This is a genomic window from Myxococcaceae bacterium JPH2 (assembly GCA_016458225.1).
GTDB lineage: Bacteria > Myxococcota > Myxococcia > Myxococcales > Myxococcaceae > Citreicoccus.
The window spans coordinates 150,871-176,608 of the sequence record JAEMGR010000023.1 but is presented as its reverse complement, the minus strand read 5'-3'; the positions used below and the strand labels follow the sequence as shown (position 1 = coordinate 176,608).

Annotated in this window: 18 protein-coding genes; 11 read left to right on the top strand and 7 right to left on the bottom strand. The window is 69.4% G+C overall.

Annotated features, from left to right (window positions below; all coding sequences use genetic code 11):
- Positions 1-26 precede the first annotated feature (26 nt).
- The 4 genes from JGU66_28380 to JGU66_28365 all read left to right on the top strand — a co-directional run bounded on the left by JGU66_28380 (position 27) and on the right by JGU66_28365 (position 7,765).
- Positions 27-2,225: a M4 family metallopeptidase gene (locus JGU66_28380; GenBank protein ID MBJ6764704.1), complete on the top strand. Its 2,199-nt coding sequence runs from the start codon at positions 27-29 to the stop codon at positions 2,223-2,225.
- Positions 2,226-2,341: 116 nt separating this feature from the next.
- Positions 2,342-4,978 (top strand): hypothetical protein, encoded by a 2,637-nt coding sequence (locus JGU66_28375; GenBank protein MBJ6764703.1) that lies wholly within the window; start codon positions 2,342-2,344, stop codon positions 4,976-4,978.
- Positions 4,979-5,037: 59 nt separating this feature from the next.
- Positions 5,038-6,900 carry a HEAT repeat domain-containing protein gene (locus JGU66_28370; GenBank protein ID MBJ6764702.1) on the top strand — a complete coding sequence of 621 codons (1,863 nt, stop codon included), beginning with the start codon at positions 5,038-5,040 and terminating at the stop codon, positions 6,898-6,900.
- A gap of 157 nt (positions 6,901-7,057) precedes the next feature.
- Complete coding sequence (locus tag JGU66_28365) at positions 7,058-7,765, top strand: DUF1361 domain-containing protein (GenBank protein MBJ6764701.1); 708 nt, start codon at positions 7,058-7,060, stop codon at positions 7,763-7,765.
- Between the two features lie 71 nt (positions 7,766-7,836).
- On the opposite strand, the gene JGU66_28360 is transcribed toward JGU66_28365, so the two are convergent.
- Entirely contained in the window at positions 7,837-8,133 is a 297-nt protein-coding gene (locus JGU66_28360; GenBank protein ID MBJ6764700.1) for a hypothetical protein, read from the bottom strand.
- 184 nt (positions 8,134-8,317) lie between these two features.
- The gene (locus tag JGU66_28355; protein MBJ6764699.1) at positions 8,318-8,803 is read right to left on the bottom strand and encodes a hypothetical protein; all 486 of its coding nucleotides are present in this window, start codon (positions 8,801-8,803) and stop codon (positions 8,318-8,320) included.
- Between the two features lie 178 nt (positions 8,804-8,981).
- On the opposite strand from JGU66_28355, the gene JGU66_28350 reads away from it, so the two are divergent.
- Entirely contained in the window at positions 8,982-9,437 is a 456-nt protein-coding gene (locus tag JGU66_28350) for a DUF2267 domain-containing protein (protein ID MBJ6764698.1), read from the top strand.
- Between the two features lie 18 nt (positions 9,438-9,455).
- On the opposite strand, the gene JGU66_28345 is transcribed toward JGU66_28350, so the two are convergent.
- Positions 9,456-10,964: an HAD-IG family 5'-nucleotidase gene (locus JGU66_28345; GenBank protein ID MBJ6764697.1), complete on the bottom strand. Its 1,509-nt coding sequence runs from the start codon at positions 10,962-10,964 to the stop codon at positions 9,456-9,458.
- Between the two features lie 80 nt (positions 10,965-11,044).
- Between JGU66_28345 and JGU66_28340 the strand changes: the two genes are divergently transcribed.
- On the top strand, positions 11,045-11,731 hold the full coding sequence (locus JGU66_28340) for a hypothetical protein (protein MBJ6764696.1): 687 nt from the start codon (positions 11,045-11,047) through the stop codon (positions 11,729-11,731).
- Positions 11,732-11,809: 78 nt separating this feature from the next.
- Positions 11,810-14,284 (top strand): PAS domain S-box protein, encoded by a 2,475-nt coding sequence (locus tag JGU66_28335; protein ID MBJ6764695.1) that lies wholly within the window; start codon positions 11,810-11,812, stop codon positions 14,282-14,284.
- On the opposite strand, the gene JGU66_28330 is transcribed toward JGU66_28335, so the two are convergent.
- Positions 14,250-15,116 carry a DUF2381 family protein gene (locus tag JGU66_28330; GenBank protein ID MBJ6764694.1) on the bottom strand — a complete coding sequence of 289 codons (867 nt, stop codon included), beginning with the start codon at positions 15,114-15,116 and terminating at the stop codon, positions 14,250-14,252. The genes JGU66_28335 and JGU66_28330 overlap by 35 nt on opposite strands.
- A gap of 16 nt (positions 15,117-15,132) precedes the next feature.
- A complete protein-coding gene (locus JGU66_28325) occupies positions 15,133-17,031 on the bottom strand; it encodes a protein kinase (protein MBJ6764693.1) in 1,899 nt (632 codons plus the stop codon).
- An 890-nt stretch (positions 17,032-17,921) separates the two neighbouring features.
- Here JGU66_28325 and JGU66_28320 point away from each other — a divergent pair.
- The 4 genes from JGU66_28320 (at position 17,922) to map (ending at position 21,443) form a co-directional block, all read left to right on the top strand.
- Positions 17,922-19,592 carry a hypothetical protein gene (locus JGU66_28320; protein ID MBJ6764692.1) on the top strand — a complete coding sequence of 557 codons (1,671 nt, stop codon included), beginning with the start codon at positions 17,922-17,924 and terminating at the stop codon, positions 19,590-19,592.
- On the top strand, positions 19,589-20,113 hold the full coding sequence (locus tag JGU66_28315) for a hypothetical protein (GenBank protein ID MBJ6764691.1): 525 nt from the start codon (positions 19,589-19,591) through the stop codon (positions 20,111-20,113). The genes JGU66_28320 and JGU66_28315 overlap by 4 nt, the downstream gene beginning before the upstream one ends.
- A gap of 110 nt (positions 20,114-20,223) precedes the next feature.
- Entirely contained in the window at positions 20,224-20,454 is a 231-nt protein-coding gene (locus tag JGU66_28310; GenBank protein ID MBJ6764690.1) for a hypothetical protein, read from the top strand.
- Positions 20,451-21,443: a type I methionyl aminopeptidase gene (gene map / locus JGU66_28305; protein MBJ6764689.1), complete on the top strand. Its 993-nt coding sequence runs from the start codon at positions 20,451-20,453 to the stop codon at positions 21,441-21,443. Before JGU66_28310 ends, map begins: the two co-directional genes overlap by 4 nt.
- 76 nt (positions 21,444-21,519) lie before the next feature.
- Here map and JGU66_28300 read toward each other — a convergent pair whose 3' ends face one another.
- Both JGU66_28300 and pulA read right to left on the bottom strand, forming a co-directional pair.
- Positions 21,520-21,942 (bottom strand): hypothetical protein, encoded by a 423-nt coding sequence (locus JGU66_28300; protein ID MBJ6764688.1) that lies wholly within the window; start codon positions 21,940-21,942, stop codon positions 21,520-21,522.
- A 305-nt stretch (positions 21,943-22,247) separates the two neighbouring features.
- Complete coding sequence (pulA, locus tag JGU66_28295) at positions 22,248-25,664, bottom strand: pullulanase-type alpha-1,6-glucosidase (GenBank protein ID MBJ6764687.1); 3,417 nt, start codon at positions 25,662-25,664, stop codon at positions 22,248-22,250.
- Positions 25,665-25,738 lie beyond the last annotated feature (74 nt).

Here is a 25,738-nt window from a genome sequence, read left to right as displayed (position 1 = left end):
TGTCGCCGCTCGGGAGGAAGCCCTCGATGCGCAATCGATTGCTCGTGGTCTGTCTCACCCTCGTCCAGTTCGCCTGTGAAGGAACCGAGCCACCTCGGACGACTCCAGCGCCCGTTGCACGGGACTCGGGCGAGGACATCCAGGCGGCGCTGCGTGCGTTGCCCTCGGCGGAACTCGCGGGGGCAGGCGCGGACGGCGTCCCATTCCTCGTGCGAGGCGACCTCGGGCGCGTCGAGGTTTCGGGGCCCTCGCTCTCCACGCGCGATGCCGAGGCGCGCACGAGCCCCGTGCTGGAATCCATCGCGCCGGTGTTCCGCCTGCGCGCCTCAGAGTTGGTCCTGCGCCGCGCCAATCAGGACGCGCGCGGTGACACGCACCTTCGCTACGGACAGATGCATGAAGGACTGGAGGTCATCGGTCAGGAACTCATCCTCCACGTGGATGGCTCCGGGCGCGTCTTCGCCGCGAATGGCACGGCGCGCGGGGACGCATCCGCGCCGGTGCCATCGGATGCGCGCCTGTCTCCAGAGTCTGCGGGTGCGGTCGCGTTGGCCGCCACGCCGGGAGGCTCGCGTGTGGAGGGAACGCCTCGGCTCGCCTATGTCCGCGCATCCGCGGACGCGCGCATGACGCTCGTGTTCGAGGCGGTGGTCACCGGCGTGTTCGCGGCGCTGCCCGTGCGCGACCACGTCTACGTGAATGCGCTCGACGGCGCGGTGGTGTCTCGTACGTCGGAGATCCACGAGGCGAGGAACCGTCGCATCTACTCCGCCAATGGCGGCTATGCGCTGCCGGGCGTCCTGAAGCGCGTCGAGGGGGGCGCGGCCTCCACGGACGCGGCCGTCAACGCGGCCTATGACAACCTGGGCCGCTTCTACGACTGCTATCAGTCGCTCTTCGCGCGCGACTCCTTCAACGGCACGGGCGGCGCGCTGCTGGCGAGCGTCCACTTCGGCAGCGGCTACGTGAACGCCTACTGGGATGGCACGCAGATGGTCTGCGGCGACAGCCCCACGACGGGGCCGCTGTGCAACGACATGGACATCGTCATGCATGAGTTCACCCATGCCGTGACGCAATACGAGTCCAATCTCAACTCCGCGGGGGAGCCCGGCGGCCTCAATGAGAGCCTCTCGGACATGGGCGCCGCCTACTGTGAGAGCTGGGTCTCGGGTGGCTCCACGGCGCCGGATGTCTGGCGCATCGCCGAGGACACCTTCGGCGCGTCTGCCTATTCGCTGGCGGATCCCGCGCGCAACGGCGGCTCCGTGGACTTCTATGGCGACTTCGACGCGAGCGCGGACCCCCACCTGGGCGCGGGCATCCCGGGCCTGGCCTTCTCGCTGCTCGCGCAGGGCGGAACGCATCCGCGCGGGCTCACCTGCAACCCGGTTGCGTCCATTGGCCTGACGCGCGCCGCGGTGATTTTCTACCTGGCGAATACCAACTACTTCACGCCCACCACCACGTTCGCCCAGGCGAAGGCCCTCACGGAGACGGTGGCGGACACCTACTACGGGCCGACAGTGAAGGCCTCGGTGACGCAGGCGTGGCTGGCGGTGGGCGTGGGGACGGGCCTGGGTGCCGCGTGTCCGCCCATCGCGCTCGCCAATGGCGTGGGCGTTCGTAACCTCTACGGCGCGCTGGGCAGCTCCACCGCCGTGTATGCCATCACCTTGCCGGCAGGGGCCTCCAACCTGGTGGTGAGCGCGAGCGGTGGCACGGGCGACGCGGACCTCTACCTCCGGTTCGGCGCCGCGCCGACCTCCACGCTGTATGACTGCCGTCCCTACCTCACGGGGACCGCCGAGTCCTGCGTCTACGCCACCCCGTCGGTGGGCACCTACTACGTCATCCTTCGCGGCCGAGACGCCTTCTCGGGCGTCACCCTGCGCGCCTCCTTCACGCGCCCGGACGGCTCCACCGTGCTGTGGGTGCCAGACGTGGCGGGGGCCACCAGCTCGCTCCAGACCTGGAGCTACGCGGCCGTGGCGGGACAGTCCGTCTCCTTCTCGCTGTCGCCCGGTCCGTCGGGCGCCACGGGAGACGCGGACCTCTATGTCCGCTTCGGAGGGCCGGCCTCACCCACCCTCTATGACTGCCGTTCCTCCAACAAGGACAACGTGGAGCAGTGCGGTCCGCTGACCCACGCCACGGCGGGCACGTACTCCGTCGTCGTGCATGGGTACTCGGCCTTCACCGGCGTGGACGTGCTCGTGCAGTAACGGCGACCTGGAATCATTCACTCCGGGAAGATTGCAGGGGCGTGTCGTTCAGCAGGAGCCAGTGAAGGGGCCCGGGCCCCCGAGCGGGCTGATTCCTTACTGACGAGCACACGCCCATGTCCCAGAAAAGCAGTCGCATCGCGGCCGGATTCGCCGCGAGCGCCCTCCTCATGTCTCCGATAGCGGCTCGGGCCGCTGTCTCCACCGGGCCCATCATCATCGACCCGTGTGTCCTCTACACGCTCACGCTCGCGGGCTGTCAGAACCCGCAGAACTCCTGCGAGACCGCCGCACGCGAGCGCGCCAAGACGGACCCGGACGCCACCTGCAACACGCTCATCAAGCAGGCTGCGGAGACGCAGACCGCGAGCCTGCCGCAGCGCTCGGTGGTGGTTCCCACGCTGCGCAAGTCGGATGGCACCACGGTGTCGCCCGCCGAGCCCACGCGCATCGTCGCCATCCAGAAGGATGACCCCAACGGCTACTCCATGAGTGGCCTGGGGTCGTTCTACCTGGGGCAGGTGCACCGCGCGCAGACATACATCCCCGAGACGAGCGCGTATTCCGACTACCTGGCCAACTACCGGCAGCAGCAGCGCGACGCGTGGAACGCGAACGGCTACGCGCTCACGTCCTGCAACGAGTACGTCTACGAGAAGTACTACGACTACAGCGTCTTCGAGGACGCCATCGTGTCGCGCGGCAATGACTACCGCGGCATCTACAGCGTCGCGTATGCCATGGCCCGCGCGCCCTACTTGCCGCCCGCGTCGGCCATCGGCACGCGAGGCATCTCGGACCCCATCCAGCGCGGCAAGGACGGCACGCCCTTCTCGCCGGCCATCACGTTTCCGCAGGGCGAGCCGAAGAACCAGTTCTTCACCGTGCCGGTGTCCTCCTCCAGCAAGGTGAGCATCCTGAAGGGCGGGACGCAGGACTCCGTGGCCTATGGGCCCAACGGGGTCATCCTCATCTCGATGAAGGACTTGCAGCGCACGCGCCTGGACCTGTCAGGCGTGGCGTTCGAGGACCCGGCCCTCAAGCCGCTCATCGACGCGGGCGCGCACTACTACGATGAGAGCTGGGCGTGGCACAAGCAGATGAACTCGCGCAACGCCACCGTGCTCGACGAGCAGATGTACGAGCTGGAGCGCAAGCAGGAGGACTTCAGCCAGCTGCTCGCCAAGCGCGAGGAGCTCGCCAGCACCATCGCGTCGATGTTCAACCCCAAGCCGCCGCTGGTGGGCACCTCGCCGCGCTTCACGGACAACTGGTGGAGGGATCCGGTGTGGAACCCGGACCCCATCGCGGTGAACCAGTTCGCGCAGGTGAACATCAACGTGCTGCCCCAGGTGGGGACGCTGGCCGCGCCGACCTCGGCGAAGACGCTGGCCGCGACCAGCACCCAGTCCGCGATCGTCGACCCGGGTGGCCCCGTCATCATCCAGCAGCCGCCGGTGCTCTCGCCCATCAACACGGCGGCGCTCACCAACATCTGCACGGGCAATCCCATCATCTGCCTGCTCTACCGGCTGGAGGCGCTGGACGGCGCCATCGAGCAGTCGCTGCACGACGCGCAGGCCCTGGGCTGCCTGGACTTCAACACCACCGGTCCCGCGGCGTGTGACTGGTCGCCCAAGCGCTTCGCCAAGCGCGTGCTGGGGCAGTACCAGGTCGAGCGCGAGACGCGCTTCCAGAAGTGCTCGGACTACACCGACAACGACTTCACCTCGCTGAAGACGAAGGTGATGGCGGCGGGCAACGTCAACTACCCGTCCACGGACTACACCACCAGCCCCGCGAAGCTGGAGCAGTACTTCGTGCGCCGGGACATCTACCTGAACGCCCTGCGCAACGTGACGGGCGACCTCATCGACCCGGCCACCGGCAAGGCCCGCGTGAAGTGGGAGGCGGGTGATTCGTACAGCATGGGCGACGACACGTTCGGCGCGTCCGCCACGTACAACGTCTCCTTCGAGATGAGCAACCTGGGCCAGAGCGACTGCGCCGCCTCGCCGCGCGCGTATGGCAGCTTCACGGCCACGGGCCGCGCGCTGGGCGCCTCGGTGCAACTGGTCAACGCGCTGGCGGATGTGACGGATCAGCACGCCAAGGTGAAGCTGGACGTGCTCGACAACTCCATCCACCTGGTCAACGTGGACAAGGACATCCCGGTGGGAACGTACAACGTGGTGTCCGGCTCGAAGATGAAGAGCGCCACGTTCGTGCAGGCCGAGGTCACCTTCGTCATCGTCGTGGTGCCCGTGACGCTGGGCGCGAAGGTGGGCGGCACGGTGGGCCTCAACTACGCGGTGGACGCCAAGCACGACGTCACCACCACCAACGGCTGCAAGGTGAACTCCATTGGCGTGAGCGGCACCGTGTCGCCGTTCGCCTCGGTGGATGGTGAGCTGTACGCGGGCGTGGACCTGTTCATCGTGTCCGCGGGCGTGAAGGGCAAGCTCCAGGTGGTGCATGCCTCCATCCCGCTCCAGGCCAGCGCGGCGCTCGTCTACGGCGCCGGTGGCAACAGCGTGCTCACCCTGAACCTGGCCGCGCGCAGCGACCTGAAGTTCACCTTCCTCTCCGGCTCCATCGCCGCGTTCGTGGAAGTGGGCTTCTGTCCCTTCTGTGTCTCCTACGACGCCACGCTCGTGAGCTGGGACGGCCTCCACTACGACATCAACCTCTTCAACAAGTCCGTCGTCGTGCCGCTCGCGGACGTGCAGTACCTCGTGACGCACGCCATCTGAGGCGCGCGTTCCGAGTCTCCACCTCCGCACGCGCCTGACCTGGCCTGAAGGAAACATCCATGCGCAACCGTCTGCTCATCGCCCTCGGCACCGCCGGGGCCCTTGCCCTGCTGTTGGCCGTGGGACTCGGCCTCTTCTCCGAGTCACCCGCGGTTGTTCCTGACGCCCCCGTCCGCTTCGCATTCCCCAGCGGAAGGGCCTGGGCGTGGCGCCTGTCGTACGACGCCTCCAGCCACGTGACGCTGTCCGGAACGTCGGGTGCCGCGGGCACCTCGTCCCTGGCCGGGCGCGTGCTGCTGGATGGGCGGCTGGTGCTCAAGGGCTTGGGCAAACAAGGCGACGCGTGGCGCGTGGGCTTGCGACTGGAAGACTTGCGGCAGCACTCGCTGCAAGTCTTTGGCAAGGAAGTGCTCCCGGATGCGGCGTCCACCGACGCCATCTTCCAGGGGCGCGAGGCCGTGCTGGAGGTGGGCCCGGAGGGAGACGTGCGCAGCGTCTCCTTCCGGGAGCAGGACCCGTCCCTCTTCAAGAACACCGTGCAGGCGCTGGTGGGGGACATGCAGGTGGTGTTGCGCGATGGCGAGGCGTGGACGGTAGAGGAGTCCACCTCACGAGGCCGCGCTCGCGCGGGCTACACGCGTCGAGGCGCGGACGATGCCCAGGGCGCGCACCTGGAGAAGCGTCGCGATGTGTACACGGAGGTGGTGGGGCTGGGCCAAGGGGGCCCGCTGCGCGTGGCCTCGCACTTCCTGGCGGACGTGTCGCGCGCTGGGTTGTTGGAGCGATTGGAAGGCGAAGAGACGGTGGAGCGCCTGGGCCCCACGGGCACGGCGCTCGCGGGCACCACGGTGCACCTGCGGCTGGTGCGTGAAGAAGGCGGCGTGGCGCCCGATGCGGCCCCGTCCTCGGTGGTGGCCGAGGCGCAGCAGCGACTGCCTCCGGGCCGCATGGTGGTGGAGGCCCAGACGCGCGAGAACATGCTGGCGCAGCAGGTGGATGGCCTCACCGGGGAGAAGCTCGATTCCTTGCTGAAGTCCTTTGGCCGCGGCGGCGTGATGCCCGACCACAACCACTTCCTCCTCCAGGCCACGGGCCTGTTGGAGCAGCAGCCCGCGCTGTGCGCGCACATGGTGGACGTCTTCCGGGACCCGGCGCTGGGCAGTCAGGGCCGCGCGCTGGTGCTGGACTTGCTGGCCGGCGCGGGCACGCCCGAGGCGCAAGCCGCGCTCGTGGACGCGCTGCGCACCCCCGAGGCCAAGGCCGAGCGCTATCACATGATGCTCAGCCGCCTGTCGCTCCTCACCGAACCCACGGTGGAGACGGTGCGCTTCGCCCAGTCGCTCTACGGCGGCACCGACGGCGACGTGCACATCGCCAGCGCCTACTCGCTGGGCGCCACGGCGGGCGCGCTCTACCGCAACGCGCATTCCCCCGAGGCGCTCGCCGCCGTGCAGCGACTGGCCTCCGACCTGCGCGACGCCAAGGCTCCCGCGGATCAGGCCCACCTGCTGCTGAGCCTGGGCAACGCGGGTGTGCCTGAGACAGTGGCCACGGTGATGCAGTACGCCCACGCCGACAGCGCCGATGTTCGCGAGGCCGCCGCCAAGGCCCTGCGCAAGGTGCGAGGCCCCGAGGTGGAGAACGCCCTCATGGGGCTGGCCCATGACGCCGCGGTGCCCGTGCAGGCCACGGCCTTCGAGTCCCTCGGTCGTCAGAAGCTGCAGGCCGACGCGCTGGTGCAGCTGCGTGACCTGGCGCTGGCCGGACAGGTGAACGTGCAGAACTACCACGGGCTCGTCTCGCTGGTGGAGCCGTACGTCCACACCGAGCCCGCCGTGCGCGATCTGCTCGAGTACCTGCTCACCCAGGACGTGCCGGACCGGCAGATTCGCACCCGCATCCGCGGCCTGCTGGAGGGGTGAGCCCCGCCCTTCGGGGTGGGGCAGGCCCGCCCCCAGCGCGGGCCTCTGGTTGGCAGGCTGGCCCTGGAGTTGCTTGGGCGTGGGTACCTTGTCTCCAGAATCGTCCCTTCGTGGCAGGGGTGCCACGAGGGTGCGGTTCGCCTGCCTCGGACACACCATGTCCCAGCCTCCCAGCGCGTTCCCTGCCTTTCTGTCCATGCTGCGCCGCCACGGTCTGGTGCCGGCGCTCCTGTGCAGCACCGCCGCCGTGGCCCTGCTGGCCTTCCGGTTGGATTGGAGCCAGGGCGTCAGCTACGTGTTCCTCCTCTGGAACCTCATCCTCGCGTGGCTGCCGTACCTGCTGGCCCTCGCCGCGCGCTGGCTGATGGTGCGCGGTCATGACCGCTGGTGGAGCCTGGGGCCGCTCGCCGTCGCGTGGCTGGCCCTGTTCCCCAACGCGCCCTACCTGCTCACGGACTTCATCCACCTGAGCCAGCGGCCCGTCGTGCCGCTGTGGTTCGACGCGGCCTTGCTCGCGTTGTTCGCCGCCACCGGGTGGTTGCTCGGGTTGCTGTCCCTGGAGGTGTGGAAGCACTGGCTTCAGCGCCGCTGGGGCCCCGTGGGCGCCTGGGCCTTCGTCGCGCTCACCTCGCTCTTGTGTGGCTATGGCATCTACCTGGGCCGCGTGGAGCGCTGGAACAGCTGGGACGTGCTCACGGATCCACGGCGCCTCTTGTCCGCGGTGCATGCCCACGCCACCGCGCCCGGGGACTTTCCGTACCTGCTCGGAGTGACGGCGCTCTTCGCCGCGCTGCTGCTCCTGTCCTACGCGGCCTTCGAGTCGCTGCGCCTGCGCTTCCGGCGCGCGCAGTGGCAGCGGAGCTGACGTCATGGCGGACAGACAGACACCGCCCTCACCCACCTGGGGCGAGGACGGTGTCGGTGGATGCGGGGACCTCAGCCGCCGTGCAGCCGCGAGCGCCTGCGGGGACCGCCCCGGTGCTTCACGGCCATCTCGCTGGGCGCCTTCTTGCGGCCTTGCAGCGACGTCCTGCGACGGTGGCTCTTGGGCTTGTGCGACTCGGAGGCGGGGCCCAGGGTGGCCCGCTCCAGCGCCCGTCTCAGTTGCAGCGCAGCAGCGTCGTCATGGGGCAGCATCCGGCGTCCCTTGCTGGCTTGCTGGCTGGGTTGCGCCGAGTGCGCGCTCACGCGTCGCTTGTTCGTGATGCCTGCCATTCTCGTCCGTACGGCCATGAAGCCCTCCTGCCGTTGAGGTAGGGACGGCGCCTTGGCTTTTCCATCCCCCTCCAGAGGGGAGGACAGGGGCCTCGCCGTGCGTTCGGACATGGGCGGCGAAGGCGGCATCCTCCCCCCGGAGGAGTGGGCCCCTCCACGGGTCCAACCCGGGGAAGGGCCCGCCGCCCCCGGTGGAAGGTGTTCACGTCAGCGAGCTGGAGCGCTTGCCGCGCTTGGGCGGCCGCGTGCTGAGCGTCTCCGGCGGGAACAGCCAGCCGTCCTCGGTGCGCGAGGCGCTCATCGTGCTCGTCGTCGAGGGCGCCACGCTCACGCCGCGGCAGCCTCGGCACCACGACTGCGGACGCTGCTCGCCGCGGATGATGCGAAAGCCAAAGTCCTGCTCGGTGGGCCCCACGTGCTCGCAGCGCGGGCAGCGGCTCAGCGACGTGGTGCCCGTCTCCTTGGCCCGCTGCCGTCCGTGCTCCACCACCAGCGCGAGCGCCGCCGCGAACCCCAGCCGCCGCTCCGCGGCGACGTGGAACTGGCGCGCCCGCTTCCGCTTCCCCTGACCGAGCACAGGCATGAGGTCCATCCCCCCGAGCAGGTTGCGCTGCTCCAGGACACGCGACGACGGGCTGTTGGCGTTCGAGTGGCTCACGCGACAACTCATACCGAGCCGGTCTGACATGCCCGCGCGACGGGGCACGCCTCAGGCGGGAGGACTGAACAAAAGGCCAGCAATCTTCACGGGTTGGGTCACCTCACGGCTTGGAGACGGGCGGCGGGGGCCGGGGCCCGGACGGCTGGCCGTCCCGGACCGGCGGGGGGCGTGCGCACCGTGGATCTGATGGCCAGGGAGGCGCGCCATGACCCGTCCGAGCACCGAGTCCGAGTTGCTGTACCGCCGCCACCAGCGGCACGAATCCCACGTGAACACGACCTACGCGGCCTTCATCCGGCACGTGCGTGAGTTGGCCGAGGTGGAGGAGGCGGTGGCCGAGCGCGCGGCGGTGGCCGTGCTGGGGGCCCTGGAGCAGCGCATCCAGCCGACCCAGGCGAGGAACCTGGAGGCGCAGCTGCCGCGCCGGCTGGTGGAGCTGCTGCCAGCGCCAGAGCTGCGCCCGCAGCGCCCCCTGCGCTTCGGCAAGGAGCTGCTCGTCGAGTCCGTGGCCGAGGTGCTGCAGAAGCCCCTGGAGGAGGCCGAGTGGCTGGTGCGCTGCGTGTTCCTCGCCCTGCAGGATCAGATCTCCGAGGGCGAGGCGGACGACGTCGCCAGCAACCTGCCCCCGGACCTGCAGGCGCTCTGGCGCATCTCGCAGTGAGCGTGAGACGCGCGAGGACTACTCGGCGGTGTCCGGCCCGATGGGGCCCGCGCCCGCGCCGTCGCCCACGTTGAACACGGGCGTGCCACCCGGGAGGCTGGGGTCGTGCGGCAGGCTGCCGCGCGGGCTGCGCAGGTACACGAACGGGGTGGCGAAGAGGAAGTTGCTCACCCGCGACGTGTAGATGTCCGCGTAGCGCTCCACCTGCCGGGCCAGGTGGCTCTTGTCGTTGCCGGCGCGCGTGAGCAGGCCCCAGTGGGGATTGGACAGCTCGGTGGCGGCGCGGGCCAGCGGACCAATCTCCGCGTCCAGCGCCTCCAGCTCCGTGCGCAGCTCGGCCAGCCGGGCCACCAGCTCCGTCTCCGGCGTGGTGCCGCGCGGCCCGTACTGATGGCGCCGACGCTGCAGCTCCAGACGCACCTGGCAGCTCTCCGCCTCCAGCCGCTCCTTGCGCTCCATGCGCTCGCCCAGGCGCAGCTCGGTGGCGCGGAAGGCGGCGATGGCGCGCACCTCGTCCTCCAGCTCGCGCAGGATGAGCGCGGTGCGCCAGCGCAGCACGTTCTTGCTGACGTGCACGTCGCCGAACATGTGGTCGCCCACGTAGAGGATTTCATCCCCGCTCATGCCCAGGTGTCGCTCCAGCTCCAGCGCGCTGCCGCCAAAGTAGGGCGTGCCCACCTTGAGCGGCCCCGCGTGCGGACGCAGGAGCGCCTCGCCATCCACCTCCACCACGTCGAAGAGGGCCGAGCGCGTGGTGAAGAACTCGGGCTTGCGCGCGCTGACGATGACCACGTCGAACAGCTGGCGCCACGTCATGCCCGCCGGCAGGTGCCGGTCGAAGGCGAAGTGCATCATGGGCTCGGTGTAGGCCCACTCGCTGTTGGTGATGAGCAGGAGCTTCTTGCCCGCGTTCTTCTGGTCCAACAGCGCCAGCGGCGTCTCCGGGTCATCCAGGACGTAGCGCTCCGGGTCCGCGATGATCTCCGCCTTGAGGCGCCCCTGCATGTGCGTGGCGTCCAGGTTCTTGCGCACGTGCTCGTAGAGGTCCGCGTAGCCCATGGGGCCGGGCAGCTGCCCCGCGTCCAGCCGGTCCACGAGCTGCGCGTAGATGCAGGCCTCGGACAGCGAGAAGAGCGTGTTGAGGAACACCCAGCGGCGCTCGGACAGGTCCACCACGATGCGTGCGTAGGCCTCGCGCTGCGCCTCGAACTCCAGGGGGCGCGTGCCGTGCAGGGCCTTCTTCACGAAGCCGAAGCGGTTGGCCTTCAGCAGGTTGCCCGTGGCGGTGTCGATGATGAGCCCGCGGATGGCCAGCATCGGGTCGAATGTCAGGTCGGCGACCGGCCAACCCTGCGCCACCAGACGGTCGCGGATGTACTCGTAGGCACGCCTCTCCCATGCTTCCACCCGATAGTGGATGAGCGTGTAGTCCATGTCGTAGCCCACGGCCTTGATGGCGCGCATGTTGAGGGTGCGGTTACAGAAGAGGCCACGCTCAGGCGGGGGACCGGGAATGTGAGGGCGCATAGGCAGTCCCAGGCTTTGCCCCGGTCAGCGCCAAAAGTCGATGCCCACGTGCGCCGTCCGGGGCTCGGGGGCGTGGAAAGATGCGATACAGGTCGGCCCGAGGGGCCGGAAGCGAAGGACGCGGAACGATGACGAAGCAGTCGAGCCGGGTGGTGCTGTGGGCGCTGGTGCTGGTGGCCCAGGGCGCGTGGGCGCAAGAGTGGGAGACCGTCACCGAGACGCCGTATGTCGTGAAGGTGCGTCCGCGCCCCGGCACGCAGGCCCGCGAAGTGTGGGCCGAGGGACAGCTCGACGCGAGCGCCGCGGACGTGCAGGCGGCGCTGGAGAACGTGGACACGTACCGCTTCTGGATGCCCTACGTGAAGGAGGCGCGCACGGTGAAGACCGTGGCCGAGGGCGAGCACGTCTCGTACACGCGCCTGGATTTGCCCGTCGTCACCGCGCGCGACTTCATCATCCACGTGGTGCGCGAGTCGGGCGTGGCGCCGGACGGCACGGGCGTCTTCGCGCAGCGCTGGTGGGCGGAGCCGGACCTGTTCCCCGGTCGGCGGGACACCGTGCGCGTGCGCCTCAACGAAGGCACCTGGCACGTGGAGCCTCGGGGCGAGCACGCCTCCTACGCCGTCTATCGTTTCTCGGTGGACCCCGCGGGCTCCATCCCGACCTTCCTGGTCAACATGGGCCAGAAGAGCGCGGTGCGAGACACCTTGCGCGCGGTGGAGAAGCGGGCGCAGCAGCTCGCCGCCGAGCGCCAGTCGGGGAAGTGACGCCCGCCGGACGGGTTGGCGCGGAGGGCGGGCGCCCCCATCGTTGAAGGGAAGGGGGCTCGCCTCTTCCTTCAACCCATGGCTCGCCTGCACGACAGCCCGGGGCCCGCCTCCCTGGGCGGGACTCCGCAGGGGCCCAGCCCCCTCCTCGCATCCGTCTTCGCCAGCATGGGAGAGGGCGTCGTGGTGGTGGACGCGTCCCACCACTTCCTCCTCCTCAACCCCGCGGCCGAGCGCATCCTGGGCATGGGGCCGGTGGACGTGCCCGTGGCGCAGTGGTCCGAGCACTTCGGGCTGTACCTGCCGGACCAGGTCACGCTCTATCCGCCCGAGCGCCTGCCCGTGGTGCGCGCCCTCCATGGCGAGTTCGTGGACCGCGCGGAGGTGTTCCTGCGCAACGCCGAGCGACCCTCGGGGGCCTGGCTGCTCGTCAGCGCGCGCCCCGTGCGCGACGAGCAGGGGCGGACGCAGGGCGGCGTGTGTGTCTTCAACGACGTCACCGACCTGAAGCGGAGCGAGGAGTCGCTGCGCGCGGGCGAGGAGAAGTACCGCTCGCTCTACAACAACACGCCCGTGATGATGCACTCCATCGACCGGGCGGGGCGGCTCATCAGCGTCAGCGATTGCTGGTTGATCACCTTGGGGTACGAGCGCGCGGAGGTGCTCGGGCGCGACTCGGTGGAGTTCCTCACGGCGGAGTCCCAGCGCTACGCGCGCGACGTCGTCCTGCCCGAGTACTTCAAGACGGGCATCTGCCGGGACGTGCCGTACCAGCTGGTGAAGAAGAACGGGCAGCGCATCGACGTGCTCTTGTCCGCCATCGCGGAGCGCGACGCCGCGGGCAAGGTCACCCGCTCGCTCGCGGTGCTCATCGACGTGACGGAGCGCAAGCGCGCCGAGCAGGCCCTGCTGGAGAGCGAGGCGCGCCTGCGCTCCATCCTGGACAACGCGCCCGCCGTCTTCTTCTTGTTGGATGCGCGGGGCCGCTACATCTTCGTCAATCGCGCGTGGGAGCAGCTGCTGCACCGCACCCGCCAGCAGGTCGCGGGGCGGACCCTCTTCGACGTCTTCCCGCGCGACATCGCCGAGGAGCTCTCTCGCGCCAACCAGACCGTCTTCCGCACCCGCGCCCCGGTCGAACAAGAGGAGCGCGTGCCGCACGACGACGGGGTCCACGTGCACCTCACGCAGAAGTTCCCGCTCATCGACTCGAGCGGCGCGGTGTACGCGATGTGCGGCATCTCCACGGACATCACCGAGCGCAAGCGGACGGAGGCCTCCCAGCGCTTCCTGGCCGAGGCGAGCCGCGAGCTGGTGACCTCGCTCGACTATGAGACGACGCTCCAGCGTGTCGCCGAGCTGGCGGTGCCGTCGCTCGCGGAGCTGTGTGTGGTGTTCATGCGCGTGGACGGCGCGCAGCTGCGCCCGGTGGCGGTGGCGGACAGCGTCTCCTCGCGTGAGCGAACGGCGCGCGAGTTCCTGGAGGCCCATCCTCCGCGCGCGGATTCCCTGCGGGGGCCGGCGCGCGTGCTGTCCACGGGGCGCTCGGAGTCCTCGCGTGAGTCGCGGGGCCTGCTGGATGCCGGTGCGCTGGCGGAGCCGCGGTGGGCCGCCGTGGGTCCGCTCTTGAAGCGGCCCTCGTTGGGGGTGCCGCTGCGCGCGCGCGGGCGGACCTTGGGCGTGCTGTTCCTGGTCTCGCCGCAGCCTGGTCAGGTGTACTCGCGCGAGGAGCTGGCGCTGACCGAGGAGCTGGGGCGCCGGGCCGCGTTCGCCATCGACAACGCGCAGCTCTATTGCTCGGCGCAGGAGTCCATCCGCGCGCGGGACGAGTTCTTGTCCATCGCGTCGCACGAGCTGAAGACGCCGCTCACCTCCATGAAGCTGCGCGTGCAGCAGATGGGCGCGGCGCTCGCGGGCACGCCTCGGAGCTTGCCCGTCGTGGCGAAGCTGGGGCGGATGCTGGGCGTGTTCGACGAGCAGCTCAAGCGCTTGTCCCAGTTGGTGGACCACCTGCTGGATGTCTCGCGCGTCAACGAGCGCCGGCTCGACCTGCGCCTGGAGCCGTTGGACTTGTCAGAGGTGGCGCGCCAGGTGGCGAGTCACGTCGCCGAGCAGCTCGACAAGGCGGAGTGCCCCTTCGAGCTGGTGGCGCCGGAGCCCGTGCTGGGCCAGTGGGACCGGCTGCGCATGGAGCAGGTCATGCTCAACCTGCTGACCAACGCGATGAAGTACGGCGCGGGACACCCCATCCAGATGGAGGTGGCGCCCCACGCGCACAAGGCCTGGCTCGTGGTGCGGGACCACGGCATGGGCATCCCGCACGAGGCGCAGGGCCGCATCTTCGCGCGCTTCGAGCGCGCTGCGTCCCGCAACTACGGCGGGCTGGGACTGGGCCTCTTCATCACGCGCCAGATTGTCGAAGCGCACGGCGGAGACATCTGGGTGGAGAGCGAGCCGGGACAGGGCGCCACCTTCGTCGTGGAGCTCCCGCTGGAGCCTGTCCCGGCCCGGCCCCCCGTCAGAGCCGAGGGAACTGCACCCCGGGGACGGTGAAGAGCAGCGCGTCGTCGCGGTCCCTCACCTCCATCGTGTACTCACCGAGGAGCGCCTCGGGCCGCGCCTCCGCTTGCACCACGATGGGCACCCTCGAGTCGTCACGCAGAGGCGCTCCCTGGAAGACCGTTGTTCTCGAAAGTCCGCTTCCTCGCGTGGCGCGGAAGGTGGCGTGCGCGGGGGCCCGCGAGAGGGGAAGGTCTTGCTCTCGAAGGAAGACGACCACGGCGACGCGATCGCTGGCGCGAAGGCTCAGGAGTGAGACGATGGGAGGCATGTCCGAAGCGCGGACGATGCCATCCGTGGGGCGCAACTGTGTATTGACTCCGCGCGAGTCAATCCCGCCCGTGCTGAACTCCCCGTCGAGTCCACTGGGATTCGTCTCTGGGCGAAGGCACTGCGCCACGTCGAGGCCCGAAGTGGGGGACGAGGCCAGTCGGATCCGAACCTCGTCATCGGGCCTGACCGCGTGGACGACCAGCCGCAGCCGCGTGTGAGCGGGGACCGCGCCTTGGGCGAAGCGCACGTCGAGCCAGAGGCGCGCGCCCTCATTCAGCGACCCCGTGGGCAGCAGGACGAGTGTATCGGGCGTCACCGCGACGTCGTCGAAGTGCACCGAGTCCCGTGGAGACAGGGGTTCGAGGGCCAGGGGTTGTGCGAAGCGCAGGGTGACGGCGCGCCCGGGTTGGATGTGGATCTCGGGTGCATCCGTGTCCTGCGCCGAGGGCGTTGCGAGCGGGCGGGGCTCGGGTGAGACCTGAGGCGTATCGGGACGGAATGTCTCCGTGGCCAGCAGCAGCGCCAGGAGGCAACCGCCAAGAGAGGCGGGCACGGACGGGGTCCCTGGCTCAGTCGAACTTGGGGAAGACCGGGAAGGTCGAGTCGAGCTTGGCGGTGTTCGCTTCCCCGCCGGGGTAGCGGGTGAGGCCCACTTGAACGTCTTCGCCGTTGGTGGTCCAGGCGTCGAAGCAGACGGGGACGATGCGGCCCGTTGCGTCCTGTGCCTTCGTGAAGCGGATGAAGACGCGCGACTCGGAGAAGATGAACGTTCCCTTCAGCAGCAGGCCATCGGGGATGCGGTTCAGGGGCATGTTGACGGTGGCCTCCGCGGGCGCTCCGTCGCGGGCCTTGAAGCGCCGATCGGTGTGGTCGGGCTCCCAAGCCACGCCGATGGGTTCGGTGCCACGCAGACCGTATTCCCGGCGCATCGTCGCCACGGCATCCGCGGGGCACTGGGGGCCCGGCGGACCGGAGCGCGTCTGCGCGCCCGCGCAGGCCATGCCTGTGCATGCGGCGACAGCGGCCACCTTGAGGGCGCGACGCAAAGGGGTGACGCCCTGCCGCGAGGCAGGCGGGTGAGACAGAGAGGGATTGGGCACGGCGGGGGTTTCCTGTGGAGACGGCGCCGGTGAGGCGACGACCGCGGGGGTAGGGCTCACGGGGAGCGGAATCGCGGCAGGCCCAATGTGTGGGGACTCTGGGGGTGACGCCAGTTTATTACCTGGAGAGGAGTCGAATTTGGAGGTGACCCTGGGGGTTGTGCTGCCATTGAAGCCCCGGGACTGCACGGAGTGCCACCAGAGTCCGCCGAGCAGCAGGCAGAGCACCGCGGTCGCTCCCCAGCGAGGGCGGGGGCGAGGCGGAGGCGGCGCGGGCTCCTGTCGCTCCTGCCAGCGGGCGAGCGCGTCGAGCCAGCTCTCGGGGATGAGGCGCGCGAGCCGTCCCGGCCAGGGCGAAGGCGGTGGGTAGGCTCGGCTGGGCCAGCGAGGCACGTGCACCTGCGCGGGCGCATCGTCCGGATGCGAGGGAGGCCGAGGCTCCTCGAGGAACAGCCGGGTGGCGTAGGGCGCCTCGGAGGCGGCGAGCATGCCCTCCACCAACTCCGCGTGGAGCTGGCCTCCATTCCGGGGCCGCCGCCGCGGGTCCTTCTCCAGCAAGCGGAGGATGGTCCGGGCGAGCGGCGGGGGGATGCGCGGGTTGATGACCCGCGGTGGGGGCGGCGCCCGGGTGGCGATGGCCAGATAGAGCAGGTCGGTGGGCAGGTCGGGAGGGAAGGGGTAGTGGCCGGTGGCCGCGCGGTAGAGGCAGACCCCGAGCGCGTAGAGGTCATCCGCGTGGGTGTAGGGATAGCGCGCCTCGGGCGTGCGCCAGTGGCGCTGATGGAAGCGCACGGCCTCGGGGCTGCGCAGGTGATGGGTGCCAGGAGGGAGCGCGGCGGTGGTGAGCGTGGGCGCGCCGGCGACGTCTCCCGCGCCGAAGTCGATGAGGATGGGCTGGCCGGTGGTCCGCTGGATGAGGATGTGCTCGGGCTTGAGGTCGCGGTGCACCACGCCGCGCGCGTGGAGCAGGTCGAGCGCGAGGGCCACGTGGCCTGCCGCGAAGGCGAGCTGGCGGAAGGTGGGGTTGAAGGTGTCTGCCCACGTGTGGAGCGCCGGGCCGTCAATGCAGTCCATGACGAAGTAGGGGAGCCCGGTGAGGGGATGGGGCCACCGACCGCTCGCGTGGACGCGCACGACGTGGGGATGCACGGCCTTGTCCAGGAGGAGGGCCGTCTCGCGCAGGCTCCGCGCCGAGTCCGTGTGGAGCGACAGCTTGAGCGCGAAGGGCAGCCCGGGCGCATCCGGGTGCTCCACGCGATACACGGCTCCGTAGCCCCCCGCGCCCAGCATCCCGACGATGCGCCACCCACCCACCAGGGCACCCGGCTGGAGACCCGCCGGATACACGAGGGTCCCGTTCTCACTCATGGCCTTCACAGGTCCAGTGAGTATCAGTCAACCTCTTGGGTTGACAACTTGCTGGGGAGGAATGGGTGTCACCTCCTCCACGGGTGGGAAGGGATGGGGCTGGGCGCGACCCGGGGGCGGCACGCAGGCAGGGCGGAGCGCCACGCCGTGCTATCACTTGGGCCGCCCATGGAACGTGCTCGCTTGATCGTCTCGAGCGTGGTCATGTTCCTCGCATCCGCCGTCCTCTGGTCGGCGGGGCAGGTGGCGGTGGCGAGTCTCTGCGGTATCCCGCCGCGCGAGGGCAACCTGGGGATAGGTCCGCGCGTGTGGGCTTCCGCTGGCTGGGGGCGAGAGGAGCCTCCGGCCGCTGATGTCGGGCGCGTCGGCCCGACTCGAGGATCCGGAGACAGGGAGCTGCCGCAGCCTCGGGGTTGGGGGTGTTCAGCAAGCTGTCGCGGGTCCAGCACCTGGCCATCCTCCTGGGGCCCTGGCTCCTCATGTTCGGAGTCGGGATCGCGTGTCTTGGCGCCAGCGATGCGGAGCTTCCTGTCAGGGTTTGTCGTCCCGTTTCAGCGTTGACGTCGGCCTCTGCTACGAGACAGCTCGCAAATGCCGCCAAGGTGGCGGGCTGTATTAGTTTCAAGCTGGAATTGCAGGTTTTTCAGTATAGGCGCGGTTGTGGGAGAGGCGCACGCCTTTGCGTCCCTGTCCTGACGCGCAGGCCGAGGGTTGGCTGGTCTTCATCGTGGGGCGGCGTGTCTGTCTTCTAGGTGATACACGCCGGTCAGCGGGCCGAGACCCAAGCCCGATGCCGGAGGTTTTCAACCGCGAGCCAACGCGAGGCATCCCGCGTGCATAGGGCCGGCGTCCCCGTGACGAGGGAGTCACACGGGGGGAGGCGCGAACGCATGAATCGCAGATGGTTGGGTGTCCTGCTGGGAGGAGTGTTCTGGTCCTCGGGTGCCGGGGCGCATGATTTCCTGGCAGAGAAACTCGTGAACGGATCGAAGCAGGCCCTCGTGACGAATTATCCGGCCACGCTGAATTTTACCTTCAAGGCCACGAACATCCACCCCACGCTGCCCTCGGTGCTGTTGGCGGCCACGGACAACCTGCTGTCCACGTGCACTTTTTCGCCGTTGCCGCCCCTGACGGTGCCCGTGGGGGGCAACGTCACGTATCAATGTCAATACAACCTGCCCAGCTATGAGGCGTGTATCGCCCTGGGCGCGTTGGACACGAACCCGGACAGCCCGAACGCCACCGTCAGCTTCACGAACATCTTCGGCATCGGCTGGGAGAACAGCGGCTCCAGCCAGGCCTCCACGAACGTGCTCTGCACCCAGGAGCCCGTGCTCCACTGCGACGACACCATCTACATCTCCACGTCGTCCTCGACCCCGGACGGCACGCCCTCTGGCCCCTCTCATCTCTATATCTTCGACCCGGCCACTGGCTCCTTGTCACTCCAGGGGGACACGGCGCTGCCGTACAACGCGCTGGCGTTCAATCACAAGGATGGCTTCCTGTATGCCATCTCCTCGGACGCGGTGCATCCGCCCGAACTCGTCCGGGTGGACGCCAACGGCTCCACGCAAGTCATCGCGCCGCTGGTGACGGGGGCGGCCAACTCGGCCCGATGGGGCGCGGGTGCCTTCCTGAAGGATGGCATCTTCGTGGGGTTCGAAATCACCACCAACCACCTCATCCAGGTCAATCCCCAGACGGGCGCGGTCCTGTCGGACATGGTGGTGGGCACCCCCGAGACCTTCCGGGTCGCGGACGTGGCGGTGAGCCCGGTGGACGGTCTGCTGTATGGCTTCAACAGCGCGACCCAGCGCGTGACGGTCGTGGACCCTCACACGGGCACGTTCTCGGACATCCCCTTCCGCTCGAAGGTGAATGACGCGACGTCCGAGGGGAACTCCATGGTGTCGGCCATCTTCACGGCCGCGGGCGACCTGTTCTTCTACGGCACCACCAATTCCAACACCTCGCGCGCCAACACCTTCTACGCGGTCAACAAGGCGACGGGCGTCCTGTCCACCGTCGCCACGGGCCCGACGACGCAGTTCGCGGATGGCGCCACGTGCAACTTCAAGGCGGACTCGGGCGGAAGTCTGAGCCCGCCGCCCGTGACGCGCGACCGCGGCTTCTATCTGGCCAGCGAGAAGGCCCTCACGGAGTGCATGGCGGCCGGCCCCATTGCGCTGGGGAACGTGGGCGCGGTGTTCGGCGTGGATGACGCGCTGGGCGTGCTGTGGGCCAACCCGGCCATCTCCGCGAGCAACGTCGTGCGCTCGGAGATGGCGGCCCTGACGGTGAAGGTCGCGAGGGAGTGGGTGACCGCGGTCTGCAACGAGCGCGTGCTCGGGACGCCCGCGCCCGCGCTCTCCGCGCTGGAGGCGGCGCTGCCGGCGGACCGCGCCATCCTCGAGGGGACCCTGCAGCGGCTGGAGTCCCACAACCTCTCGGGCGCGCGGTGGGCCGTCCCGCTGAGCAAGCAGTTCTGGAACCTGGACCCCAACTGGGGCCTGGGCCGAGCCGTGGAACCTGGGTTCTGGGAGAAGGCGCGATGAAGACCCCGAGCAAGTCGGTGGTGGCGGGAGTGATGTTCCTGGCGTCCATGTTGGGCGGGTGCGGCGACTCCGACGGCATCTCTCCGGTGCACGAGCCCCCGGGGGACCGCTTCGAGCTGCGCCTCAAGGGCGCGGAGCTGGAGGACTACGACAAGGTGATGCTGGGCATTGGCAGCGTCGAGGTGACGGCCGGAGGTCAGCCGGTGCCGGTGTCGCTGGCCCCCGCGGGCCGGTTCATGGACCTGTCGCTGCAGGACCACGCGCACCTGCTGGGCTACTTCTACCTGCCCAAGGGCGCGCCCGAGGCGAACATCCGGGTGCGCTTCGATGAGGTGGGGCTGTATCACCAAGGCACCGGGGGCGGCCTCATCAACGCCCGCTCCGCCACCATCCTCTTCACCTCGCAGCGGATGGATCTGGAGAAGCGCAAGCACGCCGTCATCGAGCTGCACCTGAAGCAGAGCCTGGACCAGGGCCCGGGCGAGAAGGTCCTCCTCCCCACGACCTTCATCGCGCACTGAGGCTCAGGCGGAGCCCCCCCTCCCGGCGAGGAGGCGGGGGCCGCCCGGGACGCCCCGTCAGGGCACGGATTGCGTGCATGCGCGGGTGTCTACGGGTATAGACACTCCCCATGTGCCCCTTGGTGAACACGAAGCACCTGATTGATGCCCAGGGCGTGGCGGGACTGCTGCACCTGCGCCACACCAACAGCGTCAGCACCTATCTGCGCCGTTACCCGGACATGCCCCGTCCCGTGCTGGACCTGGGGACCGGGCGACCGCGCCTCTGGTTGAAGCCCCAGGTCATCCGCTGGCTGCGCGAGCGGCGGACGCCGGACATGCGTCTGGGAGGTGAGCGATGACGGTCACCACGCCCCCCGCCGTGCTGCCTGGGCCCAATGAGCCGTGCTGGTGCGGCAGCGGTTCCAAGTACAAGAAGTGCCACCGTGGCGCGGACAGCGTCGAGGCCCGCAAGCGCGGCCCCGAGCCCGTGCGCGCCGGCGGCGTGCGCCCCGGCATCATCAGCCCTCGGCGCAGCGTGCCCGCGAACATCGCTCGGCCGGACTACGCCGAGTCGGGCAAGCCTCGCCGCTCGCGGTTCGCCGAGTCGGACGTGAAGAGCCCGGACGTGCTGGCCCGCATGCGCCGGGCCTGCCGCGCGGCCGGACAGGTGTTGCAGGAGGCGGCGTCGCACCTGCGTCCTGGCATCACCACGGACGAAATCGACGCCATCACCCACGCGGCCTACATCCAGCGCGGGGGCTATCCCAGCACGCTGAACTACCACGGCTATCCCAAGTCGCTGTGCACCTCGGTCAACGAGGTCATCTGCCACGGCATCCCGGACAGCCGCGCGCTGGAGGACGGCGACATCGTCAACCTGGACATCACCATCTTCCTGGAGGGCGTCCACGGGGACTGCTCGGCCACGTACTTCGTGGGGAAGGTGGACCCCGAGAGCGAGCGGTTGGTGCGCGTCACCCGCGAGTGCCTGGACCTGGGCATCGGGGCGGTGAAGGTGGGGCGGCCCATCAGCGACATCGGTCGCGCCATCGAGGGACACGCCTCGAAGAACGGGATGAGCGTGGTGCGCGCCTACTGTGGCCACGGCATCGGCGAGACGTTCCACACGTCGCTGCAGATTCCGCACTACTACGAGGCCGAGGCGGACACGGTGATTGAGCCGGGCATGGTGTTCACCATCGAGCCGATGATCAACCTGGGCGACTGGCACCACCGGAGCTGGGACGACGGCTGGACGGCCGTCACCGCGGACGGCAAGCGCAGCGCGCAGTTCGAGCACACCATCCTCGTCACCGAGCAGGGCGCCGAGATTCTCACCCTGCCGTGAGTCCCCGAGGCCCGGCCCCCGTCTTGGGGCCGGGTCCTCTCGTGCGTGTCCAGTCGATGCGGTACCCAGCCCTGGGTCACTCGAGGTTGATGCGCCCGGGGGCACCCTGGGTGCCCGCCACGGTGTGGCACGAGCCGCAAGCTCCGGTGTTCTGGGGCGTGCTCATGGCACGCTCGACGCTCCCGTGGGTCACCCGGGCGGTGAATGGGAACGCGAAGTCCTGGGCGTCTCCAGCGCGAAGGTAGAAGTTGCCCGCGGCGTTCGTCTGCAGCGTGTACGCCTTCTGCTTGGCGTCGGTGATGACGACTTGGGCGCCCTCGACACCCGCGCAGTCGTTCGCCTCATGCGCGGCGGCGTGGACCGTGCCCGCCACCACGAATCGAGGGGCATCGCTCTTCTGGGAGTGGCACTGGATGCAGTCCCCTCCGGGGTGCATCTCGGAGGAGCCGCTGTCTCCGCCCGTCCACTTCAGTCCCGAGGCGCACTCGGCGGTGCTCACAGACTCCAGACTTCCACCGCACCCGACATGAAGGCCCGCGAGCACACACCCAAGGACCGCCAGCGACCCGCGACGAAGCATCCTGGACCTACCCTTGAAAGGCACTGCCTCGACATTGACTGCCATGACCTGTTCCTCAGTGAGTCCATCCGCGACGACCGGAACGATAGCCCCACGGCTCATGTCATCGTCAGCGACGGTGCAGAATGAGAGACTTCTCATGTTCCTTTCATGGTCGAACTGGCGCGCCAGGACCGGGCAGGGCATGGCGGCGCGCCCCAGCGCCGCCACCCGTCGGGACATGCTCAGGTCCGCCGCCGCCGCGTCCGCAGGGCTGTTCCCGCCAGGAGTCCCAGCGCGATGAGCGCGGACGCCGAGCCCCCCGTGGCGCTGCATCCATCCTCTCCGTCCGGCGGGATGCTGCCCGGGGGCGGCGAGAGGAACACCGCGGTGGTGCGCGCCGGGATGGTGAACGTCCCGCTGGGCGCGTCGAACGTCGCCGCGCGCACGAAGGGGTCCGTGGAGTCCTTCTGCACGGGGTGGAGCACCAGGGCGAGGTCGCGATAGCGCTCGGACTGGAAGGTCTGCTGCGTGACGCCGCTGTTGAAGAACACCACCGCGCGCGCATCCGGCGTGTCGGTGCCCTCTCCGGAGATGCTCATCACGATGAGGCCGGGGACCTGTCCGGGACCGGTGTTCTCGAAGCGCACCTGGCGCTGCACCGCCTCGCCCGTGCGCAGCCGGAACAGCGGTGAACTCTTGCGGATCCGCACCATCTCCTCGAAGTGCTCCAGCGCGCGCTGGATGTCCGCGGGTGAGGGCTTCAGGGCCGGGTCCGCGAGCAGCGTGCGGAAGAGGGGCCAGTGCTCTTGGTTCTCCTGTCCACGCGGCAGGCCCACGCCCCAGTTGTTTCGCTGGTACGTCCAGTCCAACTGGTTGAACCAGTCCCCCGAGTTGTAGCTGTTCCGGTCGAGCGACTTGGAGCGCAGCAGCTCGTCGCCCGCGTGGAAGAACGGGATGCCCTGGCTCAGCGCCACCAGCGAGATGCCCAGGTTGTGCATGCGCACGCGGTCCGCCAGGGTGGCCTCGCGCGGGGCCTTGAGCTGCACGGCGTCGAAGAGGGTCTCGTTGTCGTGCGCGGAGACGTAGGTGATGACCTCCTGCGGGTCTTGCGCGTAGCCGGCGGGGTTGCCGTTGTAGTCCACCTGCGCGCCCGTCACGTCCTTGCCCGTGCTGTCCACGATCGAGAAGTCCTTCAAGTTGCCCGCGAGCCCCAGGCGGATGAGGTCCGTGCCGTGCAGCAGCCGAGCGCGCTGCTCCGCGGGCGTGCCCTGCGCGGTGCCGTTGCTCCACAGGGACAGGCCGGTGATGAACCCCTGGTCCTGGATGCCACTGAAGGGACTGCCACCCCGCGCGGCGTCGCGCAGCCGGTCACTGAACGTGCCGATGCCCGTGCCAGCCATGTTCCGCTGCGTGGCGTTCACCCCACGCTGGTTGTTCTGCACCTCACCGAAGTCCCAGCCCTCGCCGTAGACGTAGATGCTCTTGCCGTCCACGCCGTCCTTCTCCGGCGTGAGCGCGTCCAGCGCGGCGCGCAGGCGCAGCATCGTGGACTTCATGTGGTGGCCCATCAGGTCGAAGCGGAACCCATCCACCTTGTACTCGCGCGCCCACGTCACCACCGAGTCCACCATGAGCTTCTCGAACATGGCGTTCTCGGACGCCGTGTTCTGGCAGCACGTGCTGGTCTCCACGTTCCCGTCGTCGTTCAGCCGGTGGTAGTAGCCGGGGACGATGCGATCCAACACGCTGCGGGCGTCCTGCCCCGCCGAGTGCGTGTGGTTGTAGACGACGTCCATCACCACGCGCAGGCCGTGCTGGTTGAGCGACTGCACCATCTGGCGGAACTCCAGCGTGCGGGCGGGGCCGTTGGGGTTCGTGGAGTAGCTGCCCTCGGGCACCGTGTAGTGGAGCGGGTCGTAGCCCCAGTTGAAGCCGTCCTCATCCACCACCGCCGCCACCCGCGCCTGCTGCTCCGCGGAGTCCGGAGGCATCGACACGAGGTCACCCTCGGGCTCACGGCGAGCGGCGGCGTCCTCGTTGACGGTCGCGAAGTCGAACACCGGCAAGAGGTGCACGTGGGTGACGCCCGCGCGCGCCAGCCGCGACAGGTGCCGCATGCCGTCCGAGTCCCGCGTGAAGGCCTTGAACGTACCGCGCTCCTCGGCCGGCACTGTCAGGTCGTGGATGCTGAAGTCTCGCGCGTGCAGCTCGTACAGGACGATGTCCTCGGGCGCCGCGAGCGCGGGCTTGGCGAGCTGGTTCCAGCCGCGCGGCTGGAACTCGGAGGTGGCCAGGTTGACGATCTGACTGCGCGTGCTGTTGGTGGAGAGGGCCACCGAGTAGGGGTCCGTCACCAGGTTGATGAACTCCGCGCCCTCGCGCGGGACATAGACCCGCACCTCGTACAGATAGAACCGGCCGTACCAGGACGGCTCGCCCGTGACGCTCCACACGCCCTTCGCGCCCTCGGTCATGGGGACGCTCACGTAGGATGAATCGGGCCGAGCGTCCTCGAACACGCGCACGCTCACCGCGCGCGCCGTGGGCGCCCAGACGCGCAAGGTGGGCCGGCCGCGCTCGAAGCTCACGCCCAGCGGCCCCGTGTACACATCCACGTCGTCCAGCACGCCCGCGAGCTGGAGGCCCGTCGCATCCGCGGGCCTGCCATCGGGGTCCGTCGCGGACAGCGCCACCTGGTCCTTGAGCAGCTCCGGCACGCGGGCCACGTCGGCCGCGGCCAGCTTGAACACCGGACGTCCCGCGAGCTGCGGGAAGCGCGCCTGTTGCTCGGCGCTCAGCCCCGAGGTCGAGCGCGTCAGCGTCAACGCGTCGCCCCCCACGATGCCCGTGCCCGCGATGTGCATCGCGCCCGCCGGGTCGAAGTGCAGCCGCACCGTGGCGCCATCCTTCAGTTGCTCGGGCTCCCACACGAGGGTGTCGCGTGAAATCCAATGCGCGCGCGCCATCCGCAGGTCGCCCACGGGCTCACCCTCGACCTTCACGCGCAGCTTCTTGGTGGTGGCGTTCCATGTGAACACGGCCTCCTTGTTCGGCGCGGACACGGTGAAGCCGATGTTCGAGCCATTGGGGACGCCGTTGGCCCCATAGTTGACCGTCCAACTCTCATCGAGCGCGACCTTCACCTGATAGGCGCCCACGGGCAGGGCGCGCGTGGTGAGCGTATAGAGGCCGTCTCCGTCCGGGTCCTGGAGCAGCGTGCGAAGGCAGTCGGGCTTCCAGTCATCGGGACAGCCCAGCGCCTTTTGCAGGCTCCCCGCCGCCACCGCGACGACCTGACTGCGATTGCTCGCCACATATTGTGTCTGGTTATCGAAGTAGAACTTCACGGGCCCGGAGACAGGCTGCGTGAGCACCACGTCCGTGCCGCCCGGTCCGCCGCGTGTCTGGGATAGCGAGCCGTCCAGCGCGACCTGGAAGTGCCAGGTCCCCGCGGGCACCGTGAACGTGCCTTGCCACACCGCATCGGATGCGTCGTAGGTCAGGTCCGTGGCGGCGCAGCTCGCGTCGCGGTCCGCCGCGCAGCCCAGCTCGGTCTGCAAGTCACCCACGAGGGTGACGCGGGTGGGGTCGGCGGCCCACGTCGCCGTGGGCAGGAGGGGCGCGGCCACGAGCGCGCCCAGCGCGAGCGCTCGCGCCACGCGCGGATGCAGGAGAGAGGGGTTCAGGACGACCTCCAAGGCCGGACGGTTGGATGTCGGGCCAGTCTTGATTG

Excerpts from the sequence above, each read along its gene's own strand:
- JGU66_28380 (MBJ6764704.1), top strand. The coding sequence starts at position 27 with ATGCGCAATCGATTGCTCGTGGTCTGTCTCACCCTCGTCCAGTTCGCC.
- JGU66_28375 (MBJ6764703.1), top strand. The coding sequence starts at position 2,342 with ATGTCCCAGAAAAGCAGTCGCATCGCGGCCGGATTCGCCGCGAGCGCC.
- JGU66_28370 (MBJ6764702.1), top strand. The coding sequence starts at position 5,038 with ATGCGCAACCGTCTGCTCATCGCCCTCGGCACCGCCGGGGCCCTTGCC.
- JGU66_28365 (MBJ6764701.1), top strand. The coding sequence starts at position 7,058 with ATGTCCCAGCCTCCCAGCGCGTTCCCTGCCTTTCTGTCCATGCTGCGC.
- JGU66_28360 (MBJ6764700.1), bottom strand. The coding sequence starts at position 8,133 with ATGGCCGTACGGACGAGAATGGCAGGCATCACGAACAAGCGACGCGTG.
- JGU66_28355 (MBJ6764699.1), bottom strand. The coding sequence starts at position 8,803 with ATGTCAGACCGGCTCGGTATGAGTTGTCGCGTGAGCCACTCGAACGCC.
- JGU66_28350 (MBJ6764698.1), top strand. The coding sequence starts at position 8,982 with ATGACCCGTCCGAGCACCGAGTCCGAGTTGCTGTACCGCCGCCACCAG.
- JGU66_28345 (MBJ6764697.1), bottom strand. The coding sequence starts at position 10,964 with ATGCGCCCTCACATTCCCGGTCCCCCGCCTGAGCGTGGCCTCTTCTGT.
- JGU66_28340 (MBJ6764696.1), top strand. The coding sequence starts at position 11,045 with ATGCGATACAGGTCGGCCCGAGGGGCCGGAAGCGAAGGACGCGGAACG.
- JGU66_28335 (MBJ6764695.1), top strand. The coding sequence starts at position 11,810 with ATGGCTCGCCTGCACGACAGCCCGGGGCCCGCCTCCCTGGGCGGGACT.
- JGU66_28325 (MBJ6764693.1), bottom strand. The coding sequence starts at position 17,031 with ATGAGTGAGAACGGGACCCTCGTGTATCCGGCGGGTCTCCAGCCGGGT.
- JGU66_28320 (MBJ6764692.1), top strand. The coding sequence starts at position 17,922 with ATGAATCGCAGATGGTTGGGTGTCCTGCTGGGAGGAGTGTTCTGGTCC.
- JGU66_28315 (MBJ6764691.1), top strand. The coding sequence starts at position 19,589 with ATGAAGACCCCGAGCAAGTCGGTGGTGGCGGGAGTGATGTTCCTGGCG.
- JGU66_28310 (MBJ6764690.1), top strand. The coding sequence starts at position 20,224 with ATGTGCCCCTTGGTGAACACGAAGCACCTGATTGATGCCCAGGGCGTG.
- map (MBJ6764689.1), top strand. The coding sequence starts at position 20,451 with ATGACGGTCACCACGCCCCCCGCCGTGCTGCCTGGGCCCAATGAGCCG.